Annotated in this window: 24 protein-coding genes and 1 pseudogene; 18 read left to right on the top strand and 7 right to left on the bottom strand. The window is 68.4% G+C overall.

Annotated elements, in window-relative coordinates; genetic code table 11:
* From RBT54_RS12950 to RBT54_RS12935, 4 genes are all read left to right on the top strand, one after another.
* The coding region (locus tag RBT54_RS12950) for a CbbQ/NirQ/NorQ/GpvN family protein (protein WP_413788450.1) at positions 1-783 on the top strand (783 nt) is incomplete at its 5' end.
* On the top strand, positions 767-2,455 hold the full coding sequence (locus tag RBT54_RS12945) for a VWA domain-containing protein (protein ID WP_320367485.1): 1,689 nt from the start codon (positions 767-769) through the stop codon (positions 2,453-2,455). The genes RBT54_RS12950 and RBT54_RS12945, both read left to right, overlap by 17 nt.
* Before the next feature lie 315 nt (positions 2,456-2,770).
* The gene (locus RBT54_RS12940; protein ID WP_320367484.1) at positions 2,771-3,505 is read left to right on the top strand and encodes a flagellar brake protein; all 735 of its coding nucleotides are present in this window, start codon (positions 2,771-2,773) and stop codon (positions 3,503-3,505) included.
* Between the two features lie 89 nt (positions 3,506-3,594).
* Entirely contained in the window at positions 3,595-4,572 is a 978-nt protein-coding gene (locus tag RBT54_RS12935) for a D-glycerate dehydrogenase (protein ID WP_320367483.1), read from the top strand.
* Here the strand turns inward: RBT54_RS12935 and murB are convergent, their stop codons facing one another.
* Positions 4,573-5,595: a UDP-N-acetylmuramate dehydrogenase gene (gene murB, locus RBT54_RS12930; protein WP_320367482.1), complete on the bottom strand. Its 1,023-nt coding sequence runs from the start codon at positions 5,593-5,595 to the stop codon at positions 4,573-4,575. It abuts the gene before it with no gap.
* 1 nt (position 5,596) lies between these two features.
* Positions 5,597-6,100: a PACE efflux transporter gene (locus tag RBT54_RS12925; protein WP_320367481.1), complete on the bottom strand. Its 504-nt coding sequence runs from the start codon at positions 6,098-6,100 to the stop codon at positions 5,597-5,599.
* A 243-nt stretch (positions 6,101-6,343) separates the two neighbouring features.
* Between RBT54_RS12925 and RBT54_RS12920 the strand changes: the two genes are divergently transcribed.
* On the top strand, positions 6,344-6,724 hold the full coding sequence (locus RBT54_RS12920) for a rhodanese-like domain-containing protein (protein WP_320367480.1): 381 nt from the start codon (positions 6,344-6,346) through the stop codon (positions 6,722-6,724).
* Between the two features lie 149 nt (positions 6,725-6,873).
* Entirely contained in the window at positions 6,874-8,313 is a 1,440-nt protein-coding gene (locus RBT54_RS12915) for an MFS transporter (RefSeq protein WP_320367479.1), read from the top strand.
* On the opposite strand, the gene RBT54_RS12910 is transcribed toward RBT54_RS12915, so the two are convergent.
* A complete protein-coding gene (locus tag RBT54_RS12910) occupies positions 8,252-9,193 on the bottom strand; it encodes a sodium-dependent bicarbonate transport family permease (protein ID WP_320367478.1) in 942 nt (313 codons plus the stop codon). The genes RBT54_RS12915 and RBT54_RS12910 overlap by 62 nt on opposite strands.
* A gap of 191 nt (positions 9,194-9,384) precedes the next feature.
* Between RBT54_RS12910 and RBT54_RS12905 the strand changes: the two genes are divergently transcribed.
* The 5 genes from RBT54_RS12905 to thpD all read left to right on the top strand — a co-directional run bounded on the left by RBT54_RS12905 (position 9,385) and on the right by thpD (position 14,099).
* The gene (locus RBT54_RS12905; protein WP_320367477.1) at positions 9,385-10,344 is read left to right on the top strand and encodes a LysR family transcriptional regulator; all 960 of its coding nucleotides are present in this window, start codon (positions 9,385-9,387) and stop codon (positions 10,342-10,344) included.
* A 472-nt stretch (positions 10,345-10,816) separates the two neighbouring features.
* A complete protein-coding gene (ectA, locus tag RBT54_RS12900; protein ID WP_320367476.1) occupies positions 10,817-11,338 on the top strand; it encodes a diaminobutyrate acetyltransferase in 522 nt (173 codons plus the stop codon).
* 36 nt (positions 11,339-11,374) lie between these two features.
* Positions 11,375-12,640, top strand: coding sequence for a diaminobutyrate--2-oxoglutarate transaminase (gene ectB, locus RBT54_RS12895; RefSeq protein WP_320367475.1), 1,266 nt, complete (start codon positions 11,375-11,377; stop codon positions 12,638-12,640).
* A gap of 32 nt (positions 12,641-12,672) precedes the next feature.
* Positions 12,673-13,083 carry an ectoine synthase gene (locus tag RBT54_RS12890; RefSeq protein ID WP_320367474.1) on the top strand — a complete coding sequence of 137 codons (411 nt, stop codon included), beginning with the start codon at positions 12,673-12,675 and terminating at the stop codon, positions 13,081-13,083.
* 101 nt (positions 13,084-13,184) lie between these two features.
* Positions 13,185-14,099, top strand: a complete 915-nt coding sequence (gene thpD, locus RBT54_RS12885; RefSeq protein WP_320367473.1) for an ectoine hydroxylase — start codon at positions 13,185-13,187, stop codon at positions 14,097-14,099.
* Positions 14,100-14,102: 3 nt separating this feature from the next.
* Here the strand turns inward: thpD and RBT54_RS12880 are convergent, their stop codons facing one another.
* Entirely contained in the window at positions 14,103-17,201 is a 3,099-nt protein-coding gene (locus RBT54_RS12880) for a transglycosylase domain-containing protein (RefSeq protein ID WP_413788449.1), read from the bottom strand.
* A gap of 166 nt (positions 17,202-17,367) precedes the next feature.
* A complete protein-coding gene (locus RBT54_RS12875; protein WP_320367472.1) occupies positions 17,368-17,568 on the bottom strand; it encodes a hypothetical protein in 201 nt (66 codons plus the stop codon).
* A gap of 641 nt (positions 17,569-18,209) precedes the next feature.
* On the opposite strand from RBT54_RS12875, the gene RBT54_RS12870 reads away from it, so the two are divergent.
* From RBT54_RS12870 to RBT54_RS12860, 3 genes and pseudogenes are all read left to right on the top strand, one after another.
* Complete coding sequence (locus tag RBT54_RS12870) at positions 18,210-19,217, top strand: sulfate ABC transporter substrate-binding protein (protein ID WP_320367471.1); 1,008 nt, start codon at positions 18,210-18,212, stop codon at positions 19,215-19,217.
* Between the two features lie 91 nt (positions 19,218-19,308).
* Positions 19,309-19,437, top strand: coding sequence for a hypothetical protein (locus tag RBT54_RS12865; protein WP_320367470.1), 129 nt, complete (start codon positions 19,309-19,311; stop codon positions 19,435-19,437).
* A gap of 72 nt (positions 19,438-19,509) precedes the next feature.
* Positions 19,510-20,024, top strand: a pseudogene (locus RBT54_RS12860) (chromate transporter); the annotation flags it as partial.
* A 452-nt stretch (positions 20,025-20,476) separates the two neighbouring features.
* Here RBT54_RS12860 and RBT54_RS12855 read toward each other — a convergent pair.
* Entirely contained in the window at positions 20,477-20,737 is a 261-nt protein-coding gene (locus tag RBT54_RS12855) for a hypothetical protein (RefSeq protein WP_320367469.1), read from the bottom strand.
* A gap of 183 nt (positions 20,738-20,920) precedes the next feature.
* Here RBT54_RS12855 and cysT point away from each other — a divergent pair, with 183 nt between their 5' ends.
* From cysT to RBT54_RS12835, 4 genes are read left to right on the top strand one after another with little or no spacing between them, the layout of a single operon-like run.
* Complete coding sequence (gene cysT, locus RBT54_RS12850; protein WP_320367468.1) at positions 20,921-21,793, top strand: sulfate ABC transporter permease subunit CysT; 873 nt, start codon at positions 20,921-20,923, stop codon at positions 21,791-21,793.
* Positions 21,793-22,701, top strand: coding sequence for a sulfate ABC transporter permease subunit CysW (gene cysW, locus RBT54_RS12845; RefSeq protein ID WP_320367467.1), 909 nt, complete (start codon positions 21,793-21,795; stop codon positions 22,699-22,701). Before cysT ends, cysW begins: the two co-directional genes overlap by 1 nt.
* Positions 22,698-23,789, top strand: a complete 1,092-nt coding sequence (locus RBT54_RS12840; RefSeq protein WP_320367466.1) for a sulfate ABC transporter ATP-binding protein — start codon at positions 22,698-22,700, stop codon at positions 23,787-23,789. Before cysW ends, RBT54_RS12840 begins: the two co-directional genes overlap by 4 nt.
* On the top strand, positions 23,786-24,715 hold the full coding sequence (locus RBT54_RS12835; RefSeq protein ID WP_320367465.1) for a CysB family HTH-type transcriptional regulator: 930 nt from the start codon (positions 23,786-23,788) through the stop codon (positions 24,713-24,715). The genes RBT54_RS12840 and RBT54_RS12835 overlap by 4 nt, the downstream gene beginning before the upstream one ends.
* Here RBT54_RS12835 and RBT54_RS12830 read toward each other — a convergent pair.
* Positions 24,637-25,704 carry an AraC family transcriptional regulator gene (locus RBT54_RS12830; RefSeq protein WP_320367464.1) on the bottom strand — a complete coding sequence of 356 codons (1,068 nt, stop codon included), beginning with the start codon at positions 25,702-25,704 and terminating at the stop codon, positions 24,637-24,639. The two genes, RBT54_RS12835 and RBT54_RS12830, sit on opposite strands and share 79 nt — an antisense overlap.
* Positions 25,705-25,871: the final 167 nt, after the last annotated feature.

Here is a 25,871-nt window from a genome sequence, read left to right as displayed (position 1 = left end):
TACCGCATCCCCGCCGAGCCCTACTACCACCCCACTGGCCACGAGATCGCCCTCTACGAGCACGCCTACGCCCACCGCCTGCCGCTGGTGCTCAAGGGCCCCACCGGCTGCGGCAAGACGCGCTTCGTGGAATACATGGCCTGGCGCCTCGGCAAGCCGCTGATCACCCTGGCCTGCAACGAGGACATGACCGCCGCCGACCTCGTCGGCCGCTACCTGCTCGACGCCGACGGCACGCGTTGGCACGACGGGCCGCTGACCACCGCCGTGCGCCACGGCGCCATCTGCTACCTGGACGAAGTGGTCGAGGCACGCCAGGACACCACGGTGGTGATCCACCCGCTTACCGACAGCCGCCGCATCCTGCCGCTGGACAAGAAGGGCGAGATCGTCGCCGCGCATCCCGACTTCCAGCTCGTCGTGTCCTACAACCCTGGCTACCAGAGCCACAGCAAGAGCCTCAAGCAATCCACCCGCCAGCGCTTTGCCGCGCTCGAGTTCGACTACCCGGCGGCGGAGACCGAGGCCGACATCGTCGCCCACGAGGCGGGCATCGACCGCGCGCTGGCCGCACGCCTGGTCGACATCGCCCACCAGTCACGCCGCTTGCGCGAGCGCGGGCTGGACGAGGGCATCTCCACCCGCATGCTGATCTACGCCGGCGTGCTGATCCGCGACGGCCTGCCGCCCCTCGACAGCTGCCGCATGGCGATGACCGCCCCGATCACCGACGACCCCGACATGCAGCGTGCGCTGGGGGCCATCCTTGAATCGGCCTTCTGACCTGCCCGCGGCGTGGTGGCCTGTGGCGGGCATCGACAAGCTCGCTCCGCGGCTGGCCGCGCTCGGCCATGTGATGCACGCCTTCGGCATCGACGACGGCGACGTGCAGGCACTGGACCGCCCGCCGCAGGACGGCCCCGCGCCGCGCCCGGTGCTGCACGGCGCCACCCTGCTGCTGCCCGAGGCGCCGCCGGCGTGGGCCATGCCTGCCGACGACCTCCACCTCGCCGCCACGCTGCACGCCATCGGCCACCTGCGCCATTCGCCGCGCCGCCAGCCGGCAGGCAAGCGCAAGCCGATGAGCCTGGCGCTGGCCGGCGCCATCGAGGACGTGCGCGTCGACCGCCTGCTGATGCAGCGCCACCCCGGGCTCACGCGCCTGTTCCGCCGCCTGCTGCGCAGCCAGCCCGAACCGCCGCAGGTCGGCTTCGGGGCGATGGTCGCGCGCCTGCAACGCGTGCTGCTCGATCCGCAGGCCGACGACGACAACGCCTGGGTGCGCAAGGGCCGCGCGCTGTTCGAGGCGCAGGTCGCGCAGCTGGACGATGCCGAGGCCTTGCGCGAGATGGTGTCGGTGCTGGCCAACGACCTCGGCCAGTTGCGCGTGCGCATGAACCTGCAGACCTACGCCCCGCCCCTGCCCTGGCACGACGACAACAGCCACCTGTGGGCGCACGGCGCCGACGCCGAGCAGGCCGAAACCACGCTGCGCCGACCGCCACCGAGCGGCGCGACCCAGCCCGCGCCGCCGCAGGCGCCGGAAGAGACCCCGGACCCGGTGCCGCTGCCCGAGCTCGCCCGCCACGACTACCCGGAATGGCATTACCGCATGGAGCGCGCCCGCGCCAACTGGTGCACCGTGATCGAACGCGCCGTGCCGCCGGCCTTTGCCGGCGCAACACCGCCGCCCGCCCGCGCCCCGCTGCGGCTGGCGCGCAGCCGCCGCCTCGACCGCAGCCAGCGCATCCGCCGCCAGTGGGAAGGCGACGAACTCGATCTCGACGCCGCCACCGAGGTCTTCATCGACCGCCGGCTGGGGCTGGCACCCGATCCGCGCCTGTTCCGCCGCAACGGCCGCGCCGTGCCGCGCACCAGCCTGCTGCTGCTGCTCGACCTGTCCGCCTCGACCGCCGACCTGCAGCCCTGCGGACGCAGCGTGCTGGACCTGGAGCGCGAGGCCGCCGCGCTGCTGATGGGTGCGCTGCGCGGCCGTGAGGACAGGCTGGAGGTCGCCGGCTTCGATTCGGATGGGAGGCAGGCGGTGAACTACCTGCGCCTGCTCGACTTCGGGCAGCCCGTTCCGGCCGGCCCGGCGATGGTGCTCACCGCCGCGCGGCGTGGCCTGTCCACCCGCCTGGGCGCGGCGCTGCGCCACGCGACGGCGCGGCTGGCGAAAGAGGACAGCGCGCAGCGAACGCTGCTCGTGCTGTCAGATGGCGCACCGTCGGACATCGACGTGTTCGACGACCGCCATCTGGTGGAGGATGCCGCGCGCGCGGTGGTGGAGGCGCAACGCAAGGGCGTGCGCTGCTTCTGCCTCAGCCTGGACCGCGGCTCCGAATCCGATGTGCGCCGCATCTTCGGCCATGCGGGCTACCGCATCGTCGACGATCCGGCGCGGCTCGCCGCCGCGCTGGCACGCAGCTACGCCGAGTTGATCGATCGCCGCTGAGCCGCATCGACAGCCGGCCCAGCGCCGGGCAGCCCGATGCTGCACGGCCCCCACCCACGCGAATTCGATGTCCCTGCCTCGGCGGCGTGGAATATGACCTTGCGCGCACTCAATGCGCCCGCTTCAATGACGGCGGTGTCGCGGCTCCCGATGTCGCGCCTCTTCGCCCCCGGCCGGCGCGTTCCTCGCCCACCGGAGACGTACGGGGCAAAGACGCGCTCCATTTGCAGCGCAGCATCCACAGGCAGAAGACCCCGACACATCTAGCCAGGTGCCTTGCGCGGACGACCGAACGCTGGCAAACAAGCGAAAACCATGACCGACACGACCAACACCCTGCCCCGGAATGGGAACGCCAGCGCTGAAGCCACCACGGAACGCAAGGGCTTCAGCTTCGCGGACATGCAGCTCACCGTCGGCGACCGCCTGCAGGTGGAATGTCCTGCGGGCACGGGCATGGGCAGGGCCTTCGTGCGCGTGATCGGCTACGTGGATCAACGCAGCATCCTCGTCACCGCGCCACTGGCGGGCAAGCGTCGCATCGACCTCGTGGAAAACGATGTCGTGGTCGTGCGCGTGTTCTCGCGCGAGAACGCCTTTGCCTTTCGTGCGTCGGTGCTGCGCGCATGCCGCCTGCCCTTCCATTACGTCCACCTGAGCTTCCCCGAGATCATCCAGGGCAGCGTGATCCGCAAAGCCACGCGCGTGCGCACGGAGCGGCCGGTCTCGGTCGACGTCGAGCAGCGCGGCGCAGACGCCACCCCCGGCACCATCCTCAACATCAGCGCCAGCGGCCTGCTGCTGCGCACGCGCGCCGCAATCGGCGACCGCGACAGTCCGGTCCGGCTGCGATTCGAGCTGCCACTGCACGGCGTAGACACCCGGCTCGCGCTCGATGCGAGCCTGCGCAACGTCGTCGAAGACCCCGACGAGGACGGCATCGGCTACCAGTACGGCGTGGACTTCCACGAGCTGCAGCCGAGCGACCACATGGTGGTCAAGGCCTTCGTCTACCAGACGATCATCGAACACCCGCGCCTGGTCATCTAGATCGGACCCGCGCGGCGCACGCAAGGGTGGCTGCGATGGCTGCGGCTGCGCGCTAAGCTTCGGGCTCCGCGCCCCAGGAGCCCTACGCCATGTCCCGCCTCCTCCCCCGCCTCCTCGTTACCCGCCGCTGGCCCGAAGCCGTCGAGCGCCGGCTGTGTGCCCTGTTCGACACCACGCTCAACACCGACGATCACCGCCTTTCTGCAGACGAACTGCGCGCTGCACTGCGCGACTTCGATGCGGTGCTGCCGACCGTGTCCGACCGGCTCGACGCCAGCGTGCTGACGATCGACGCACCGCGCGCCCGCATCCTCGCCAACTACGGCGTCGGCTACAGCCACATCGACCTCGACACCGCACGCGCCCGCGGCCTGGTCGTCACCAACACCCCCGGCGTGCTCACCGACTGCACCGCCGACCTCGCGCTGACCCTGATGCTGATGGTGGCGCGCCGCGCCGGCGAGGGCGAACGCGAAGTACGTGCCGGGCAATGGAGCGGCTGGCGCCCCACGCATCTGGTCGGCACCCGGCTCAGCGGCAAGACCCTCGGCATCATCGGCATGGGCCGGATCGCGATCGCGGTCGCCCGCCGCGCCCAGCACGGCTTCGGCATGAAGGTGGTGTATTTCAACCGCAGCGCGGTGGCGCCCGCGCAACTGGCCGGACTGGATGCGACCGCGTGTGCGCGCATCGAGGACGTGCTGGCGCAGGCCGATTTCGTGTCCCTGCACTGCCCCGGCGGCGGCGCCAACCGCCACCTGATCGATGCCGCGCGCTTGGCCGCCATGCCGCCGCACGCCTTCCTGATCAACACCGCGCGCGGCGACGTGGTGGACGAGGCCGCGCTGGTCGATGCCCTGCAGCACGGCCGCATCGCCGGCGCCGGTCTGGACGTCTATGAGAACGAGCCGCAGCTCCACCCCGGCCTGCTGGCGTTGCAAAACGTCGTGCTGCTGCCCCACCTCGGCAGCGCGACGCGCGAGACCCGCGAGGCCATGGGCATGCGCGTGGTCGACAACCTGGTCGCCTTCTTCGACGGCAAGCGGCCGCCCGACCAGGTGAGCTGATCAGACGAAGACCGGCTCCGGCTCCAGGCGCACGCCGAAGGCGCGCTCGACGTCGGCCATGATCGCGTCGGCGATGCGGCGCACGTCGGCGCCGCTGGCACCCCCACGATTGACCAGTACCAGCGCCTGGCGCTCATAGCAGCCCACCGGGCCGAGGTCGCGCCCCTTCCAGCCGGCCTGCTCGATCAGCCAGCCAGCGGCGAGCTTCTCGCGGCCATCGGGCTGGGGGTAGTGCGGCATGGCCGGATGCGCGGCGAGCAGGCGCACGCAGGCTTCGGCCGCGACCACCGGATTCTTGAAGAAGCTGCCGGCGTTGCCGATCTCGGCGGGGTCCGGCAGCTTGCGGCGACGGATCGCGATCACCGCATCCGAAATGTCGAGCGCGCCGGGCGCACCGATGCCGCGCGCCGCCAGCTCGCGCGCCACGTCGGCGTAGCGCGTGACCGGCTGCCACGGCCGCGGCAGGCGAAAGCGCACCGCGGTCACCAGCCATTTCCCCGGCTGGCGCTTGAACACGCTGTCCCGATAGCCGAACGCACAGTCGTGCCCGCCGAAGCTGCGGCACGCGCCGGTGTCGAGGTCGATCGCTTCGAGCGAGTCGAAGCGATCGACGATCTCCAGCCCGTAGGCGCCGATGTTCTGGATCGGTGCCGCGCCCACCGTGCCCGGGATCAGCGACAGGTTCTCCAGCCCCGGCCAGCCCTGGGCCAGCGTCCAGCGCACGAAGTCGTGCCAGTTCTCGCCGGCGCCGGCCTCGACGGTCCAGGCGTCGGGCTCGGTGCGCAGCAGGCGGCGGCCGGGCAGGTCGACCTTGAGCACGGTGCCGGCGAAGTCGCCGGTGAGCACCACGTTGCTGCCGCCACCGAGCACGAGGCGCGGCGTGTGCGCCCAGTCGGCCTCATTGACCAGTGCGCGTGCCTGGTCGGCGTCGCGCACATGCACCAGCCGCGCCGCGCGCGCCCTCAGGCCGAAGGTGTTGAAGCGGGTGAGTTCCGCCCCGCGAGTATCCGCTGCCGCATCCATGTCAGCGCTCGGCCGGCAATGCGCCATCGGCCCGCTCGGTCCTCATCCGGTCCGCGGTCCGTGCAGGCGCCTGCTGGATGGGAAACACGCGGTCATAGCCCATGTTGAACAGCAGCGCATACACGGTGTAGGTGATCGCCAGGCCGATGTCGGCGATCAGGGCGTCGAGCCAGCCCATGCCGGTCCACCACATGATCACCGGCAGGGTCAGCACGAGCAGGCCGGTCTCGAAGCCGAGCGCATGCAGGCAGCGCAGCCGGAAGGGCCGGCGGTCGGCCGTGCGCCCGGTGACGCGGCCTTCGACCCAGTCGAAGCCGGTGTTGTAGCAGCCATTCCAGACCGCGGCGATCAACGCCAGCAGCGCCAGCATGCCGAGCGACTCAGAGATCGGCACGCCGCTGAGCCAGGCGAAAGGCGGCGTGATCAGCACCAGGCCGCCGACCTCGAAAAGGGCGATCTGGCGCAGGCGATCGCCCACGGAACGAAGCTTGGGTTTGGATGACACCTTGGAATCCTGCAAGGAAAGCGAGCCCCGGAGGGCGTCGATCAGCACGGGGCGTCCCGTGGAAAACCGACAGTCGCTGCGTTCTTGCGCATGGCGGGCGGGGTCGTCCCCGCGTCGGATCCGGATTGGCCGCTGACGGCCTGCCTATTTTTAGCAAATCGCCCGCACACTGACAAGCCGGCGGCGGCGGGGTTGCTAGTATAAACGTCTTGCCTTCCCCCTTCCGACCGACAAGGAGTCTCCATGAAAACCGCACTCGACCTCGTCAGCGCCGCCAAGACCCATGTGAACGAAATCACCATCGACGCCGCCGAAGCCGCGATTCGCGACGCTGACGTGCTGATCGACGTCCGTGAAGCCGACGAATTCGCCGCCGGCCACATCCCGGGCGCGATCAACGTCCCGCGCGGTCTGCTCGAATTCAAGCTCAGCAGCACCCCCGAAATGGATGCGCGCGACCTCAGGGTGGTGTTGTACTGCAAGACCAGCGGCCGCGCCGCGCTGTCGGCCTGCGCCATGCAGGAGATGGGCTATGTGCGGGTGCAATCGATCGCGGGCGGCTTCGATGCCTGGGCTGCCGCCGGCAAACCGATCGCGCGGCCCAGCCTGCCCAGCTTCGGCTGACTGCGGCGCCGGTCCTGCGCGCAGCGCGACGCGTGCGGGATGCGTCCCGCTTGCGGCGCCTCGATTAAACTATTTGGCGCAAATGTTTTCCCAGTTTTTCGAGGTGCCGCGCCCGCTGATGGGTGCGGACGACATTCAAAGTCCCGCTCATGCTCCCAACCATCATCCCCATCGGCGCCCTGCTCTCCGGCATTGCCCTGCTGCTGCTCGGCTCCGGCCTGATCAACACGGTCATCCCGCTGCGCGGCAGTCTGGAAGGCTTCTCGACCAACACCCTCGGCCTCATCGGCTCGACCTACTTCCTCGGCTTCTTCCTCGGCACCTTCGTCGCGCCCCGGCTGATCCGGCGCATGGGCCACATCCGCGCCTTCGCCTTCTTCGGCGCATCGGTCGCCTGCTGCATCCTGCTCCATGCCATCGTGGTCCATCCGTGGTTCTGGATGGGCTTGCGCGTGCTCACCGGCGTCGGCCTGGTCGGCTTCTATGCGGTAATCGAGAGCTGGCTCAACGACCGCACCGCGCCCGAGCGCCGCGGCCAGGTGTTCGCGATCTACATGGTCGTCAACCTCGCCGCACTCGCCAGTGCCCAGCAGTTGCTGCGCCTGGACACGCCGGCCAATTTCACCCTGTTTGCGGTCGCCGCGATGTTCGTCTGCCTGTCGCTGCTGCCGGTGACGATGACGCGTTTTGCGCAGCCGCAGATCGGCAATCAGGCCAAGCTCGAGCTGCGTCTGATCTGGCGTGCAGCGCCGGCGGCCTTTGTCGGCGCGCTGTCGTCAGGGCTGTCGATGGGCGCGTTCTGGAGCCTGACCCCGGTGTACGGCGAGCGCATCGGCCTCGACGCGTCGGGCATCGGCCTGTTGATGACCACCGCGATCGTCGGTGGCGCGCTGCTGCAGTGGCCGATGGGGCTATTCTCGGACGCCCGCGATCGCCGCGTTGCGCTCGCGGTCGCCGCCTTCGGCGCCGCGCTGGCGGGGGTCGTCGTCGCCACGTTCGGCCATCTGCCCTACCTGCCGCTCGCAGGTCTGTTCATCTACGGCGGCATGGCGTTCGCGGTCTACCCGATCGTGGTCGCCCACCTGGTCGACCACCTGCATCAGGACGAGATCCTGGCGGGCAACACCGGCGTGCTCTTCCTGCACGGCGTAGGCGCCGCCGCCGGTCCGGCCATTGCCGGCGCGCTGATGGGCTGGGTTGGCGCGATCGCGCTGCCGCTGCACCTCGGGATCGCCTTCCTGCCGCTGGCGCTGTTCGCCCTCGTCCTGTCGCGTCGCAGCGCCGACGAGATCGTGGACGAGCCGGCCCAATTCACCCCGATGATGCGCACCTCGCCCACGGTGCTGGAGATGGTGTCGCCGGAAGATCCGGCGGCTGAAGGTGGCGAAGGCGGGCCCGAGAGTGCAGACCCGGACGACGGTGCGGACGTGCTCGGGGCCGATGAGCCAGCGCTGGAGGCCCCCCCCAGCGCTGGCGGCGACGACGCAGCGCCCGGCGCACTGCAGCCCGCCGACCCCGGCGCACTGCTCAAACCCCCGCCATCTTCTGCGCCCACCACAGATACAGCGGAATCCCGACCAGCAGGTTGAACGGGAAGGTCAGCGCCAGCGCTGCCGCCACCCCGAGCGCGGGGTTGGCCTCGGGCACCGCGATCCGCATCGCGGTGGGCGCGGCGATGTAGGACGCGCTACCGGCCAGCGTCATCATCAGCACCGTGCCACCCACGCCCAGGCCCATCACCTGCGCCACGCCCCAGCCGGCCAGCGCCAGCACCGGCGGCAGCGCCAGTCCGCAGCCGACGAGGAACAGCCCCGCCTTCTTCAGGTCGGGCAGGCGGTCGGCGGCGATCAGGCCCATCTCGAGCAGGAACAGGCACAGCGCACCCTTGAACAGATCGACGAACAGCGGCGACAGCGGCTCCAGACCCTGCGGCCCGGCGATCCAGCCAATCAGGATGCCGCCACCGAGAAGCACCACGCTCTTGTTGGCGAAGACCTCATGCACCAGCGCGCCGGCGGTGGAGCTGCCGTCGGCCGATTTCACTCCCCAGCGCGCGATCAGCGTGGCGACGATCAGCGCCGGCGCCTCCATCAGCGCGGCAAGCAGCGCCAGGTGGCCTTCCACTTCGATCCCGCGCCCGCCCAGCACCGTCACGCCGACCGCAAAGGTGACGATGCTCACCGAGCCGTAGTGCGCCGCCAGCGAGGCCGCATCCGGACGCGCGAAGCGCAAACGGAAGAGCGGGAACACCAGCAGCGGAATCAGTGCACCGAGGCCGATCGCGAGCAGCGCATCGACCCACAGCGTGGCGCTTTCCGAGCGCGCGATTTCCACCCCGCCCTTGAGGCCGATGGCCAGCAGCAGGTAGATGGACAGGGTCTCGAAGACCGCGGCGGGCAGGCGCAGGCCGGAGCGGGCGAGCGAGGCAACCGCGCCGAGGGCGAAGAAGAAAGGTACGGCATCGACCATTTTTTGTTTTCCTCTGGAATGCATGGCCCCGTGCTGCAGGGGCGAAAAGCGTGGCGGCGAGCGGCGGGCGCTGCCGGATAGCTGGAACGAAGGCATTTTGCCGCAGCGCACACATCCAGAAAAATGCTTTGTTTTTGTCGTTAACATAGACTTAACTCTATATATTACCCATCCGTTGCCGCACCCCACCCATGCGCCTCACCTTCCACCAGCTCCGCCTGCTGCTCGCCGTGTCGCGCGAGGGCAGCGTTTCGCGCGCCGCCCAGCGCCTGCACCTGACCCAGCCCACGCTGTCCACCCAGCTGCGCCAGCTCGCCGAACAGGTCGGCCTGCCGCTGTTCGAGCGCGTCGGCCGCAAGCTGCACCTCACCGCCGCCGGGCGCGTGGTGCTCGGCACCGCCGCACGCGTGGAGCAGGAACTCGAAAACCTCGACGAGACCCTGGCCGAGCTGCGCGGCGACGTGGTCGGCCGGCTGCGTCTGGCGGTGGTGAGCACCGCGGAGACCTTCATCCCGCGCCTGCTCGGCGACTTCCGCCGCGAGCGCCCGGCGGTGGAAGTGTCGCTGGTGGTGCTCAACCGCGACGCGGTCATCCGCCGCCTGGCGGACAACCTCGACGACCTCTACATCATGAGCCGCCCGCCCGAGGCGCCAGCGGTGGTGGCCACGCCCTTTCTCAGCAACCCGCTGGTCGTCATCGCGCCCGCCGACCATGCGTTCGCCGGGCATGCGCAGCTGCCGGCGCGGGCACTGGAGAATGAGGAGTTCGTATTGCGTGAACCGGGCTCGGGCACGCGCCAAGCGGCGGAGCACTTCTTCGCCGAGCACGGGGTCACGCTGCGCCCGCGGCTGGAGCTCGGCAGCAACGAGGCGGTGAAGCAGGCGGTGGCGGGCGGACTGGGGCTGTCGGTGCTTTCCGCACACGCGCTCGCGCACGCGGCCGACGAGGGGATCGCCGTGCTCGCGGTCGTTGACACGCCGGTGCTGTCGCAATGGCAGGTGGTCTACCCCGGTGGCAAGCGCCTCAGCCCCCTTGCCGCCGCCTTCCTGCGCTTCCTGCAGACACGGGCGCCGGAGCTGAACCGGACCGCCCAGGCGCGGCTATCGGCGGCAAGCCCTATCTCGCCTTTGAGCAAGCCCCGAGGGCCCTGAGCCGATCAAAGTCGGCTTCGCCACGCACGCCCGGTGCCTGCTCAAAGGACTCAAGCCGGATTTGTCACCCCCTGCCCAAACCTATATACTTTTGTACAAATTAAATTTAAGCAAACACGCCAACCCTTGTGACCGGCGTGTTTTGCATACCGATGACCGAGACCCTCACAAACAGACAAACCTTGGGCAGCCACGCCCAATTCGCCCTCTCCGGCGCCGACCGGTGCACCCCTGCTCTCTCCCGGGATACGCTTTGCGCCGGCCGAACCGCGTTAACACCGCCATCCGCTGGTGCGCTTCGTCTCGATCTCCATGGTCGCCGCAGCGACCAACCGCTTCCTCCCTGAGTCCTCTGCCGCGGCGTCATCTGCGCACGTAGCCAACGTGCGCCGCCTGCCGGCTCCTCGCCGCAGGCAGACCGCGCCACCACCCCGTGGCGATCCCGCACTGCCCCGCCCGCGAAGGACGACTCTTGAACGCACGCAATTCCAACGTCATTGAAACGACAACTTTCCGCGCCGCCCACCATGGCGACGGTGCCGCCCTATGGGAACTGGTAGGACGCGCTGGCACCCTGGAGCGGAATTCCGCCTACTTCTACCTGCTGTTCGCCGCCGACTTCGGCGACACCTGCCTGATTGCCGAGCGCGACGGCGAGATCATCGGCGCCGTGATCGGCTACCGCCCACCACGCACCCCTGCCGCCGCCTTCGTCTGGCAGATCGGCATCGACGCCCGCTTCCAGGGCGAGGGACTCGGCACTCGACTGCTCGAGCGCTGGCTCGCACTGCCAGCGAACGTCGATGCGCAGTGGCTCACCGCCACTGTCGCCGAGGACAACGTGCCCTCCGCCCGCCTGTTTGCAGGGTTTGCCCGCCGCGCCGGCGCTCCCTGCGAAATAACCCAGCACTTTACCGCTGAGCATTTCCCCCACCCGCACAGCGCAGAACCGCTGCTTCGCATCGGACCGCTCAGGCCCTGCTCGACACACTGAAACCCGCCCGACAATCAAAACGACAGGAAAGCACACATGAATGTATTCGAACGCCATGAATCCGAAGTACGCGGCTACTGCCGCAATTTCCCGGCCGTGTTCGCATCCGCCAAGGGCGCCTGGATGAGCGACAACGAGGGCCGCAAGTACCTCGACTTCTTCGCCGGCGCCGGCGTGCTGAACTACGGCCACAACCCCGACAAGCTCAAGCAGGCGCTGCTCGACTACATCGCCGCCGACGGCATCACCCACACCCTCGACATGTACAGCGAGGCCAAGGCGAACTTCATCGAGCGCTTCCAGCAGGTGATCCTCGCCCCGCGCGGCCTCGACTACAAGATGCAGTTCCCCGGCCCGACCGGCACCAACGCGGTCGAGGCCGCGCTCAAGCTGGCGCGCAAGGTGACCGGGCGCGAGCGTGTCGTCAACTTCACCAACGCCTTTCACGGCATGACCCTGGGCTCGCTGGCGGTGACCGGCAACGGCTTCAAGCGCGCTGGCGCAGGGGTGCCGCTGAACCACACGATGGCAGTGCCTTTCGACGGCTACATGGGCGATGACATCGACACCCTCGACTACCTCGAGCGCCTGCTGATCGACGACGGCAGCGGGCTTGACGCCCCGGCCGCGGTGATTCTCGAGACGGTGCAGGCCGAAGGCGGCGTCAATGTCGCCAGCCCGCAGTGGCTGCGCCGTCTGCGCGAGATCACGGCGCACCACGGCGTGCTGCTGATCGTCGACGACATCCAGGTCGGCTGCGGGCGCACGGGCAAGTTCTTCAGCTTCGAGGAAGCAGGCATCGTCCCCGACATCGTCACCCTGTCAAAGTCGCTGTCGGGTTATGGCCTACCCTTCGCCCTCGTGCTGTTCAAGCCCGAGCTCGACCAATGGGCGCCAGGCGAACACAACGGCACCTTCCGCGGCCACTGCCCGGCCTTCGTCACCGGCGCCGCCGCGCTCGATTTCTGGCAGGACAGCTGGTTCGAAAAGTCGGTGCTGGCAAAGGGACGGCTGGCTCGCGAGCGCCTGCAGAAGATGCTGCGCAACACCGGGGTCAAGGGCGAGGTGCGTGGCCGCGGACTCATTCTTGGCGTCGCTTTCCAGGACACGGAGCTCGCCAGCCAGATCTCCGCCGCCTGCTTCGAGCGCGGCCTGATCATCGAAACCGCCGGCGTCAACGACGAGGTCCTGAAGCTGCTCCCGAGTCTGACCATCAGCGAGGAAGAGCTCGCCCACGGCCTCGACATCATCGAGCAGGCCCTCAAGGCGACCCTCAAGGGCGACACCCGCAACGCGGCCTGAGCCACACGACGCGCAATCGAACGGAGAACCGCATGATCGTCAAGCATCTCGACCAACTCATCGGCACGTCGGCCGATGTCGACACCCCGCAGTGGGCCAGCCGCCGCTTCATCCTCGCCAGCGACAAGCTCGGCTACTCGGTAAACGACACCCTGATCAAGCAAGGCGCCGAGCTCGAGATGGAGTACCGCCACCACCTCGAGACGGTGTACTGCATCGAAGGCGAAGGAGAGATCGAGGACCTCGCCAGCGGCACCGTGCACCCGATCCGCCCCGGCACGCTGTACGCGCTGAACCTGCACGATCGCCACATCCTGCGCGCCAACAAGGGCACACACATGCGCATGGTGTGTGTCTTCAACCCGCCGCTGACCGGCCACGAGGTCCATGACGAAACCGGTGCCTACGCCGCGCCGACGGACATGCTCGCCACCGCCGGCTAAGCACGCCCCGCCTCGGGACGGGCATCGCGGCGCCGCTGCGGTGCCCTTTTTTACTTGAAACGGCACGACCCTGCGTCGCGCCTCAGGATGAGGCCTAGCCCATGACTTACCCGATCCAGACCGCTACCGGCCAAACCGACCGCTACCCGTCACGCATTGGCTCCGAGCCCTCGGTGCTCGAGCGCCAGGATCCGATCGTCTACGGCCGCGCCGAGGACGGCCCGCTGGATTCGGCTCGCCTGACCCTGTACGAAAAGGAAGGATTCCTGAGCCTCGAGTCCTTCTTCAGCACGGATGAAATACAAGCCTATCTGGACGAGCTCGCGCGCCTGCGTGATAGCCGATCCGAGTGCCGGGCTCCAGAAGCGATCATCGAACCCGACAGCGGCGAGCTGCGCTCGATCTTCGCCATCCACAAGCACAACGCCGTCCTGCGCCGTTTGTGCATGCACCCACGCCTCGTCGCGATCGCCCGCCAATTGCTCGGCGGACCCGTGTATATCCATCAATCGCGCATCAACTACAAATCGGGGTTTCGCGGTCGCGAGTTCTACTGGCACTCTGACTTCGAGACTTGGCATGTGGAAGACGGCCTGCCAGCAATGCGCACCCTGAGCTGCTCGGTGAGCCTGACCCCGAACACCGAGCACAACGGTCCGCTGATGGTGATCCCCGGGTCACACCGCAAGTACGTCGCCTGTGTCGGCGAAACGCCGGAGGCGCACTACGTCGCCTCGCTGCGCAGGCAGGAATACGGCGTTCCGGACGAGGACAGCCTCGGTCGTCTCGTCGCCGAAGGCGGGATCGTCGCACCCAAGGGCTCGGCTGGCTCGGTGACCTTCTTCGACTGCAACCTGATGCACGGCTCCAACTCGAACATCACCCCGCTGCCGCGCAGCAACGTCTTCATTGTGTTCAACAGCGTGGACAACCGGCCGCAGGCCCCCTTCTGCGGCCTGCCACCACGACCGCCCTTCATTGCCGAGCGCGAGGACTTCCGGCCGGTGGGTGATTGAGGCTCATGCCTCAAGCTCGTCCTGGATTTCCGGCACCTCTTCAAGCTCAGGCAGATCCTCGAGTTCGGGTTCCTCCGGTAACGTCGGCACCGGAGGAGTCGGCAGGGGCAGATTCTCGAAGGGCCGGCAGGCCAGTTCCGCATCGGCCTCCAGATGCGGCAGCAGCAGCGGCCCCATCGACTTCAGGATCTGCACCGGCAGCCCCGAGGTGAAGCGATAGCTCGCCGCGTTCGGGCCGATCACATAGGCAGTGAGCGTGCCGAAGTGGCGCGGGCCGAGGTAGAACACGAAGGTCGCGGTGCGGTTCATGGCCAGGCCGGCGCGGCCCTTGACCACGATGCGGTTGTCGCCGGTGCCGGTCTTGCCGCCGAGCACGAGCTCGGTGCCATCGGCCAGCGTGAACGCGCCGGCAAGGCGGCGCGCGGTGCCGCCCTCGACCACATCGGACAGCGCGCCACGCAGGGCCTGCGCCACTTCTGGCGCCATCACCTGCTCGCCCTCTGCGGGCCGCACCGCGAACGCGGTCTCGTAGGGCGTGTCGGCCGCGAAGCGCACGCTGTCGATGCGCCGCGTCGGCAGGCGGCGGCCATCGTTGATGATGATGCCCATCAGCTCGGCCAGCGCCGCGGGCCGGTCACCCGAACTCCCGAGCGCGGTCGCCAGCGAGGGCACGAGGTGGCCGAACGGATAGCCCAGCCGCGCCCAGCGGCGGTGGATGTCGAGGAAGGCCTCGACCTCGAGCAGCGTGAAGATGCGTGAATCCTGCGCGCCCTTGGCGCGGGTGCGGAACAGCCAGCGATACACCTCCTGGCGCTCCTTCTCGCTCGCCGCCACCGCGTCCGCCAGGCTCGCGTCCGGATGCTGCAGGCGGAAAGCCACCAGCCACAACTCGAGCGGATGCACGCGCGCGACGTAGCCGCGGTCGGGCAGATCGAACGCGCCCGGGGCGTGGCGGGCATAGAGCTGGCCGATGCGCGCCTCGCTCAGTTGCGCGTCGCCGAGGCGGCGGCCGAGGAAGGCGGCGAGCGCGGACGGCGGCGCCTCGGGTTCGAGATAGCGGAACACCGCGGCCAGGCGGTCGGCGCCCGGGCGCAGGCCGTCGAGCAGCATCGAGCGCATTTCCTCCGCGCTGCGATTCTGATATTTGCGCCAGAAGCGGCGCAGAAAGGTCTGGCCCTCGCGGTCGGCGAAGCGGGCAAGGTATTCGACGCGGCGCGGATCCTGGTTGTCCTCGAGCAGGCGCGCCGTGCTGCCCGGCACCTGGTACATGGTGTGGCGCACGATCTCGCGCATCAGGCGCACGAAGGGCAGGTTGATCGAGGCCTGCAGCGCCTCGCGCAGCGTGGGCTCGCGGGCGTTGTCGCTGGCGTTGAAGTTGCCGAAGGTGTGGCGCCCGCCGCCGGTGAAGAAGCCCTCGCCCGGACTGGCGGAGTAGCGGCGCTCGAGCGCGGCCTCGAGCATCGCCGGCAGGCTGCGGTCCGCCGTGGTGGCGAGGTAGTCGATCGCCCAGCGCGTGAGGCGGTCGTGGTTATCGACGTCCACCGTGCGTAGCGCGGGCACGTCGAGCGCCGCGAGACGGCCGTGGAGCTCGGCGACGATCTCGAGGTAGGTCGCGAGCACGCGCAGCTTGGCGGTGGAGCCGAGCTCGAGCTTGCTGCCCTCGTTGATGTCGAGCGGCTGGTCGGTGGTGTCGGTCTGCACGCGCACGCGATTGCCACCCTCGGTGCGCTCGACCAGCGTGAAGCTGTAGCGTACGGCGCCGAGCGTGGCCGGATGCAGCATGCGGTCGGCGATCAGCCCCTGACTGCGCGCGAACGCCGGGTCGGAGAGCTGGCCGAGGTAGCCGCTCACCGCCTGCTGCAGCCCGCCGTGCAGCGTGGTACCCATCTGCGCGTCGAGGCGGTCGAGGCTGTACAGCGAGGTGCCGAGCATGCCGGCCAGGCGCGCGCGCACCGCGGTGGTGCCCTTGCCCGGACTGGCCGGCACCACCGCCGGGTTGGCGGCGAGGTCGCGATAGAGGAGGGGCTGGCCGAGGGCCGCATCGCGCAGCGCGGCGCTGATCAGCCCGGCGTCGGCGAGCAGGCGCAGGTGGGAGTCGGTGCTGCGGGTGAGCTCTGCCCGCCCGCCGGCGAGATACCACGACGGCCGACGGTGCGCGATCATCAGCGCAACCACCTGACGCAGTGCCTTGCCCTGTTCGATGCGCGCGGCACCTTCGCCCTCGGGCGCCGACAGCAGCGCGTTGACGCGCTCGAAATCGGCGCCGAACCACACCCACAGCCCGTCACCCAGACCATTGACCTCGCCATGGCCGGGCGCGGCCGACAGCGGCACGGTGTTGAGGTAGTCGAGCACCAGGCGGCGACGCACCGGCAGCGTCTGCTCACCCTCGCGATACGCGCGCACCGAGGCCGACACCATCTGGCGCAGCTTTTCGCGCGCATCAAGGGTTATGCCGCCGGGCGAATGGCGGTACTTCTCGATCTGGGTGGCGAGCGTGCTGCCGCCGGGCGCATCGAGGTCGGCATTGACCATGCGCCCGAGCTGACCGAGCGCCGCGCGCGCGAAGCGTACCCAGTCCACAGCCGGGTTCAGCGTCGGTCGCGATTCATCGAGCAGGTCGCGGTTCTCGATGAACAGCAGGGCCTGGGCGACGATCGGGGGCACGTCCTCGAAGCGCGCATAGCCGCGCCAGGGATAGCGGAAACCGTACAGCGGCTGGGCACGGCAGTCGAAGACGTCGAGCCCGGCGCGCGTCTTCTCGGCGTAGGGCGGAAACAGGCCGTGCTCGACGTGCTCGATCAGCGCGTCGTTGAAGCGCACCTGCTCGGTGAGCGCGAAGCCACGCGCCTGCAGGCGCTCGGCAAAGCGCGGCAGCTCGGTATAGCCGAGGCGCTGATCGAAGGGGCCGTGGGGCGGAAAGCGGATCGCGTCGCTCGGGCCGGCGACGCGCTGGTAGTCGAGACGCGCGGCATAGCGTGCAATCTCACGCGCCTGCAGCCGAGAGGTCTTCATCTCGTGCCACAGCAGCAGGCCGCCCGCCACGCTCGCCACCAGCAGCACGATTGCAATGGCGGCAGCGAGCAGGCGCCCGGGGCGCAACGGACTGCGTCCCGATGGCGGCGCGGGTGCCGGCTCATGGTTCGGAGTATCGGGATTCAAGGGCGGGCGAGGCGATGTTGCATTGCCACAATTATCCCCATTCTGCGGCGTAAAAATGACACTGTTACAAGCACGCCCCAGCCAAGCCGCAGGCGGCACCCTCTCCCTAATCGCCTTTGTGTTGATCCTGGCGCGCCTTGAGACTCGTCGATGGCAGGATTCCGAACGTCTGGCGGGTGTTGTCGTCGACGTACTGGACGATGCGCGCCAGGCACCGCGCCTGCGCGTCGGGCTCGCCGTGGATGCTGCCCGGGTGGAGCGTGGCGATCAGCTTGCAGGCCAGCACGCTGGCGTAGTGCTGCAGCACCTCGGCGGGGTCGAGCTGAAGGCCCCGCTGCCTTCGGGCTTGACCCCGCCATGCGCCACGCAAAGCTCATGCACCGTTGCAATGGGAAGCCGGATGATCGAGCTGTCGAAATCTTCCGAGCAGCTCAGCGCATCGGGCGCGTTCGCAAGGCGCAGCACGATGTGCCCGGCACCGAGCTGGCGAGCATAGCGGAGCTGGGGAGCCCGACAATGACCGTCCAGGATCAGGTGAATCTCGTACGCCCCGTCGGCCACCGTCGATGAACGCTCTGCCGTGTCGGCATGACGCAAGCGGCACAGGTCGAGGACGCGATCCCGGCGCGGGGGCACGGCTCGGGTCGAGGCAGCGCCGACCATCCCAGGCCCATGCCTGATGGAGGCATCCACTTGACCGCTTGATTCGCCTTCGCGCCGATGGGGCAACCCGATCTCCCCGGATCAATAGTTGATGCGCAGAACCGCATTATTTCTCGAGATTTTACATATTTATCGACATCAATCAAGCCTTCATCCCAAACAGAGGCACACGACCGCCATCAAGGCGTGTGACGTCGAATATGCAATGCATTTCTTCTTGGTTGGGGTTGGCGAGCCCCGCGGATAGATTCTCTCCATCGCAATCACCGATCTGGAGCAAACACCATGGCGCGTCACCCCCTTCACCGCACGCTGCTCGCCCTTGCGCTATCCGCTGGATTCGCCGGCGGCGTCGCAGCGCAGACGACCCTGCTGAACGTGTCCTACGATCCGACACGCGAGCTTTACCAGGAATTCAATCCGGAATTCACCAGGCACTGGCATGCACAGACGGGCGAAACCGTGACCATCAGGCAGTCCCACGGCGGCGCGGGCAAGCAGGCACGGGCTGTGATCGACGGGCTGGAAGCAGACGTCGTCACGCTGGCCCTGGCCTACGACATCGACGCCATCGCGGAAAAGACCGGCAAGATCCCCGCCGACTGGCAAACACGCCTCGCCCATAGCAGCTCGCCTTACACCTCGACCATCGTGTTCCTGGTGCGCAAGGGCAACCCCAAGGGCATCAAGGACTGGGGTGATCTGGTCAAACCGGGCATCGAGGTGATCACGCCCAACCCGAAGACCTCAGGCGGCGCGCGCTGGAACTACCTGGCCGCGTGGGGCTACGCGCTCAAGCAACCCGGTGGCAGCGAACAGAGCGCACAGGACTTCGTAACCCGCCTGCTGAAGAACGTGCCGGTACTCGACTCGGGCGCGCGCGGCTCGACCAACACCTTCGTCCAGCGCGGCATCGGCGACGTGCTGCTGGCGTGGGAGAACGAAGCCTTCCTGTCGATCAACGAGCTCGGCCCGGACAAGTTCGAGATCGTCGTGCCCTCGGTCTCGATCCTCGCCGAGCCGCCGGTCACCGTCGTCGATGGTGTGGCGAAGAAGCGCGGCACGGAAAAAGTGGCCCAGGCCTACCTCGAATACCTGTACTCGCCGGTCGGCCAGAAGCTCGCCGCGAAACACTATTACCGCCCGGTGACACCCGAGCATGCCGACCCCGCCGACCTCACGCGCTTCCCGAAGGTGGAGCTGATCACGATCGAGGACCTCGGCGGCTGGCAAGCCGCGCAGACGAAGCACTTCGCCGATGGCGGCGTGTTCGACCAGGTCTACGCCAGGTAATCAGGGAGCCCCGACAAGGCAATCAAGGCAATCAACGTTCGCAACCAGTTTCGCGGGCGGGTGAAGGAAATCATCCGCGGCGACGTCGTACATGCCCGAATCAAACACCGCAAAGCGGCTGACCCTTCCCAAGGCCGGGCAGGGTGCGCCGTCCAGCCCCGCCAAGGCGCTGTGGGGCAGCGCGGCGAGCTTGTTCGGGCTCGAACCGGCTGCGAACTGAGCGAAGCGGACCCGCCCCCCGCGTGGCGCTCGGTCAGCGACAATCGTGACCCGCCACCAAAGCGCGAACTTTGTGCCCGTGGCGCGCCCCCGCCGCGCCCATCCCTCGTTCCGCGAGGCCTTCCTGTACTGGCTGAAACTCTGCTTCATCAGCTTCGGCGGCCCGGCCGGGCAGCTCGCGATCTACAGCGGCTGGCTGCTGCACCGAACCTGGAGCGGCATCGATGCCGACACGCTGTTCGTGCTGCCATCGCTGCTCATCCTGGGCGCGCTCACCTACATCTACCTCGCCTTCGGCGACATCAGCTTCATGCAGGGCATCTTCAACGGCATCAAGCCGGCGGTGGTGGCAATCGTGGTGTTCGCGGCGTGGCGGATCGGCTCGCGGGCCTTGAAGCACCGGTTGCTGTGGGCGCTGGCGGCGGCGGCCTTTGTGGCGCGGCAATGGCGATGCTGAGCGAGCCGGTGCTGTGAACCATGGGCGAGTTCTTGACCAAGGCGGCGCTCGTCACCTTCGGCGGCACCTACGCCGTGCTGCCCTATGTCGATCAGGGCGGTGTCGACACCTACGGCTGGCTCACCGGCACCTAGATGATCGACGGCCTGGCGCTGTTCTTCGGCTGGCATGTAATCTTCCCGCGTGCCACCGAAGCCGCGCCCTTCTCGGGCGGCTTCGGTGGATCTATGAGCTGATCTCGCTCGTGCCCTCCATCGCGCTGTGGAAGTACAAGCAGGACGTCATGAAGGTGATTGCGGCGTGCGCGGCCATTGGTCTCGCGTACACCGGCGTTTGAGTGGTCTGGATTGGCCGGCAGTCCTGGCGCCCGTCCGTCCGCACGCAGTGCAGGTCACCCGCACGGGCTCACGAATCGCCACATGAAAGCCGGTGTTGCGGTCGTTGCGCGGCACGAAGGCGCGCTGATCGTGCTGAATGCCGGCCGCAAGGGACGTATCAATGAGGATGTGCATCCGAACCCGAACGAAGAAATTGTGCTGAGCTCTTCAGGCTCCGAGCTTTGCGCCGCCAGGCTGCGACCTTTTCAGGATCGACGCCGCTTCCACAGCGCAATCGACAGCAGCAGCGCCACGCCGAGGATCACCCCGGTCGCCAGTCCTGCCCAGCTGGTCACCGGCACCGGGTTGCGCACGACGATGTAGAGCAGGCCCGCGGGCAGGGCGACCGCAAACGCGATGTTTCCTCCATCGCGGGTGCGCACGAGCAGCGCGCACACGGCGTAGAGAAAACGCAGGAGCACGACCAGCAGCAGCGCAAGCAGGAAATTGCCAAAGAAGTCCGTCACGCGATCGCCTCCTCGATGAAGCGCGCCATTGTAGTCGTCGTGCGCGCTCCGCCGCGGCGCCTGACCCGCGCGACATCACCACCCGCGTTGCAGAAAATCGCATAAGCAACGCTGTTTTTATTATTTTTCGTCCCTGAAGCCGCCCCCTAGACTCGAACGCATTCCCGAGTCACGGCATCCATCATGCGCACCGCAGCCCTCTCTCCCCCGCTTCACCCCGCCCCCGCCGCGCCGACCTTCCGCGTATTACCGGGCTTCAACCTGACGCTCGGCTACACCCTCGGCTACCTGTCGCTGATCGTGCTGATCCCGCTCGCGGCGGTGTTCCTGAAGACCGCGGAACTGAGCTTCAGCGAGTTCTGGACCGTGGTCACCGCGCCGCGGGTGGTGGCCTCCTACAAGCTGTCCTTCGGCATGTCGCTGCTCGCCGCCGCGATCAACGCCGTGTTCGGGCTGATGCTGGCGTGGGCGCTGGTGCGCTATTCCTTTCCCGGCAAGAAGCTGATCGATGCCCTGGTGGACCTGCCCTTCGCGCTCCCCACTGCGGTGGCCGGCATCGCGCTGACCGCGCTCTACGCCAGGAACGGCTGGATCGGCCAGCTCCTCGAGCCGCTCGGCATCCAGGTCGCGTTCAAGCCGCTCGGCGTGCTGGTGGCGCTGGTGTTCATCGGCCTGCCCTTCGTGGTGCGCACGGTGCAGCCGATCCTCGAGGACCTCGACACCGAGCTGGAAGAAGCTGCCACCAGCCTCGGCGCGCAACGCTGGCAGGCCTTCCGCCACGTGATCCGGCCGATCCTGTTCCCGGCGCTGCTGACCGGCTTCGCGCTCGCCTTCGCGCGTGCGGTCGGCGAGTACGGCTCGGTGATCTTCATCGCCGGCAACATCCCGATGGTGTCGGAGATCACCCCGCTGATGATCATCACCAAGCTCGAGCAGTACGACTACACCGGCGCCACCGCGATCGCCACCGTGATGCTGATCCTGTCCTTCACCCTGCTGCTGGTCATCAACGGCCTGCAGGCATGGACCGCCAAACGTACCGGGGGGGACCGCTGATGGCTGCCGCAACGACGCTCCGCCTGGGGGCGGCCCATGCCATCGGCCAGACCCGCTTCGAGGCCCGTGCGGCGACGCGCGAGACACCGCTGGTGAAGTGGCTGATCCTCGCCACCGCGCTGACCTTCTTCGCCGTGTTCCTGCTGATGCCGCTGATCGCGGTGTTCGTCGAGGCACTGCGCAAGGGCTGGGAGACCTACCTCACCGCGCTCATCGATCCCGACGCGCTGTCGGCGCTGCGCCTGACGCTGCTCGCCGCGGCCATCGCGCTGCCGCTGAACCTGGTGTTCGGCGTGTGCGCGGCGTGGGCGATCGCCAAGTTCGAGTTCCGCGGCAAGCACTTCCTGATCACGCTGATCGACCTGCCGTTCTCGGTATCGCCGGTGATCGCCGGCCTGATCTACGTATTGGTGTTCGGCGCCCAGGGCTGGTTCGGGCCGTGGCTGGCCGAGCACGACCTCAAGGTCATCTTCGCCGTGCCCGGCATCGTGCTCGCCACCGTGTTCGTCACCTTCCCCTTCATCGCCCGCGAACTCATCCCGCTGATGCAGGCGCAGGGCAAGGAAGAGGAGGAAGCCGCGGTCGTGCTCGGCGCCAACGGCCTGCAGACCTTCTGGTACGTGACCCTGCCCAATATCAAGTGGGGCCTGCTGTACGGCGTGATCCTCACCAACGCGCGCGCGATGGGCGAGTTCGGCGCGGTGTCGGTGGTCTCCGGCCACATCCGCAGCGAGACCAACACGCTGCCGCTGCACGTCGAGATTCTCTACAACGAATACCAGTTCGCAGCCGCCTTTGCGGTGGCCTCGCTGCTCGCCCTACTGGCGTTGGTGACCCTGGGCATCAAGACCTGGATCGAGCACCGCGCCGCCCACGCAAAACACGACCTTCACGAGGGACAGCCATGAGCATCCAGGTTCGCAAGATCCACAAGCGCTTCGGCAGCTTCGTTGCCCTCGACGACGTGTCGCTCGATTTCCCCACCGGCGAGCTGGTCGCCCTGCTCGGCCCCTCGGGCTGCGGCAAGACCACGCTGCTGCGGGTGATCGCCGGGCTCGAGGCGGCCGACGCCGGCCAGGTCCTGCTCGACGGCGAGGACGCCTCCGGCACCCATGTGCGCGACCGCCAGGTTGGCTTCGTGTTCCAGCACTACGCGCTGTTCCGCCACATGAGCGTGTTCGACAACGTCGCCTTCGGCATGCGCATGAAGCCGCGTGCGCAGCGCCCGTCGGAAAAGCAGATCGCCGAGAAGGTGCACGCGCTGCTCGAACTGGTGCAGCTCGACTGGCTGGCCGACCGCTTCCCCGCCCAGCTCTCCGGCGGCCAGCGCCAGCGAATCGCGCTCGCCCGTGCGCTGGCAGTGGAGCCGCGCGTGCTGCTGCTCGACGAGCCCTTCGGCGCGCTCGATGCCAAGGTGCGCAAGGAGCTGCGGCGCTGGCTGCGCAAGCTGCACGACGAGCTGCACATCACCTCGATCTTCGTTACCCACGACCAGGAGGAGGCGCTGGAAGTGGCCGACCGCGTGGTGCTGATGAACAAGGGCGCGGTCGAGCAGATCGGCACCCCGGAAGAGGTGTACCGCCGGCCGGCGACGCCCTTCGTGTATGGTTTTCTCGGGGCGGTGAACTTCTTCCACGGTCGGGTCGATGGCGACGGCCTGCGCGTGGGCGACGACCGCCTGCCGCATGGCGCCGGGCAGTTTGGCGAGGGCGCCGAGGTGGTGGCCTTTGCCCGCCCGCACGAGCTCGACATCGTCGTCGGCGCCGGTGCAGGCATCGCGGCGCGGGTGAGCCGCATCCTCGCCTTCGGCGTCACCGCGCGGGTCGAGCTCGATGGCGTCAACGGCGCCCGCGGCCAGCATTTCGAGGTGGAACTCACGCGTGAGCGCGTCGCCCGCCTCGGTCTGGCGGAAGGCCAGGCCGTCCGCCTGCTACCCTCGAACCTGAGCCTGTTCGAATCGCGACCAGCCACCACCACGGCCGGAGCCGCCCGATGAACTTTCAGCAGTTGCGCATCATCCGCGAGACCGTACGGCGCGGCTTCAACCTCACCGAGGTGGCCAACGCGCTGTTCACCTCGCAGTCGGGGGTGTCCAAGCACATCAAGGACCTCGAGGACGAGCTCGGCATCGAGCTCTTCGTGCGCAAGGGCAAGCGCCTGCTCGGCCTCACCCCGCCCGGCGAGGAGCTGGTGGTGATGGTCGAGCGCATGCTGCTCGACGCCGCCAACATCAAGCGTCTGGCCGACCAGTATCGCGGGCGCGACGAAGGCCAGCTCACCGTGGTCACCACCCACACTCAGGCGCGGTATGCGCTGCCGACGGTGGTCGCGGCCTTCAAGCACGCCTACCCAAAGGTGCACCTCAAACTGCATCAGGGTAGCCCGGGCGAAATCGTGCAGATGCTGCTCGACGGCGAGGCCGACATCGGTGTGGCCACCGAGGCGCTGGCCGAAGTCCCGGAACTGGCCTCTTTTCCGTATTACGGCTGGCAGCACGCGGTGGTCGTGCCCGCCGGCCATGCGCTCGAGCAGGTGCAACCGCTGAGCCTGGAAGCAATCACCGCGCATCCGGTCATCACCTATCACGAAGGCTTTACCGGCCGCACCCGCATCGACCAGACCTTCGCCCGCGCCGGCCTGACGCCCGACGTGGTGATGTCGGCGCTCGATGCCGACGTGATCAAGACCTACGTCGAACTCGGTCTCGGCGTCGGCATCCTGGCGTCGATGGCCTTCAACCCGTCGCGCGACCCGGGGCTGCGCAAGCTCGACAGCGATCACCTGTTTGCCGAGAACATCACCCGCATTGCCGTACGCCGCGGCCACTACCTGCGCGGCTTCGCCTATCGCTTCATCGAACTGTGCGCACCAGAGCTGACCGAGGCGGCGGTGGCCGGCGCGGTCGGCGGCACGGCAAGCTGAGCCCTTCGCCGCCACGCCGCCGGCGGAAGACCAACCAGGCGCTTGAACGTGCGCGAGAATGCCGCTTCCGACTCGTAGCCGACCTCCGCTGCGATCGCGGCCACCGTCTGGCGGGTCTCACGCAGCAGGCGCGAGCCGAGCTGGATGCGCCAGCTCGCCAGATAGTGCATCGGCGGCTGGCCGAGGAACTGCACGAAGCGCTCGTGCAGGGCCGAGCGTGACAGGCCGGCCTGACGCCCGAGCTCGTCGATGGTCCATCCGTGCGCCGGGTCGCCGTGCAGCAGCGCCAGCGCACGCCCGACCTGGCGGTCGCGCAAGCCGGCCAGCCAGCCGCGGGCGTCGGCGGGCAGGTCGTCGAGATAGCGGCGCACGGTGTCGACGAACATCATCTCCGCCAGGCGCTCGAGCACCGCGTCGCCCCCCGCCCGACGTTCGGCGGACTCGTGTGCGGCCTGGTCGATGACATGCGCCATCCAGCCCCCGGCCCGCGCCGCCGGCAGGTGCAGCAGCCGCGGCAGCGCTGCCACCAGCGGGTTGAACGGGCGCAGGTCGCAGCCCAGGAAGCCGCACACCAGCACGGCATCGGCATCCGCGCAGGGCTCGGCTGGGGCCGGCTCGCCGATGCCGCCGCGGTAGCTGACCGGGATCGGGCGCGGTGCATCACGGTTGGCGAACACCCACTCCGGCTGCAGGCGCTCGGCCGCCACCCCGGGCGCACTCGACATCACGTGCGCATCGCCATGCGGCAGCACGACGATGTCGCCGGTCGCCAACCGCAGCGGCGCCTCTCCGCTGACCGCGGCCCAGCCGCTGCCGCGCACGACCATGTGGAAGGCCATGACATGGTCGGCGCCGGGCATCACCGCCGCCGCGATCTCGCAAGCCGGCGGCGCCTCGGTCGCCCAGTTGCGCCAGCAACTCACGTAGTAGAAGACCGCGGCACGCAAGCGCACGGTGCCGAGCAGATCGGACAGCGTATCGCGCCCCATCGGGCAGGACCTCCGCAAATCGGGCAGGCGCACGCGCCGCAACGGCGGACGCACGAGCAAGCCTGCCGGATTTCCAGTGAAGCACCGAATTCGCCACAGCGAAAGAATGAATGCGTCGGAAGGTTTCGTCCCCCGGCACGGGCCCGCAGAGGCCCACCCCCAACCCC

Source organism: Thauera sp., assembly GCF_034003485.1.
In the GTDB taxonomy this organism is placed as follows: Bacteria; Pseudomonadota; Gammaproteobacteria; order Burkholderiales; family Rhodocyclaceae; genus Thauera.
This window is presented reverse-complemented; position numbering and strand designations above follow the sequence as displayed.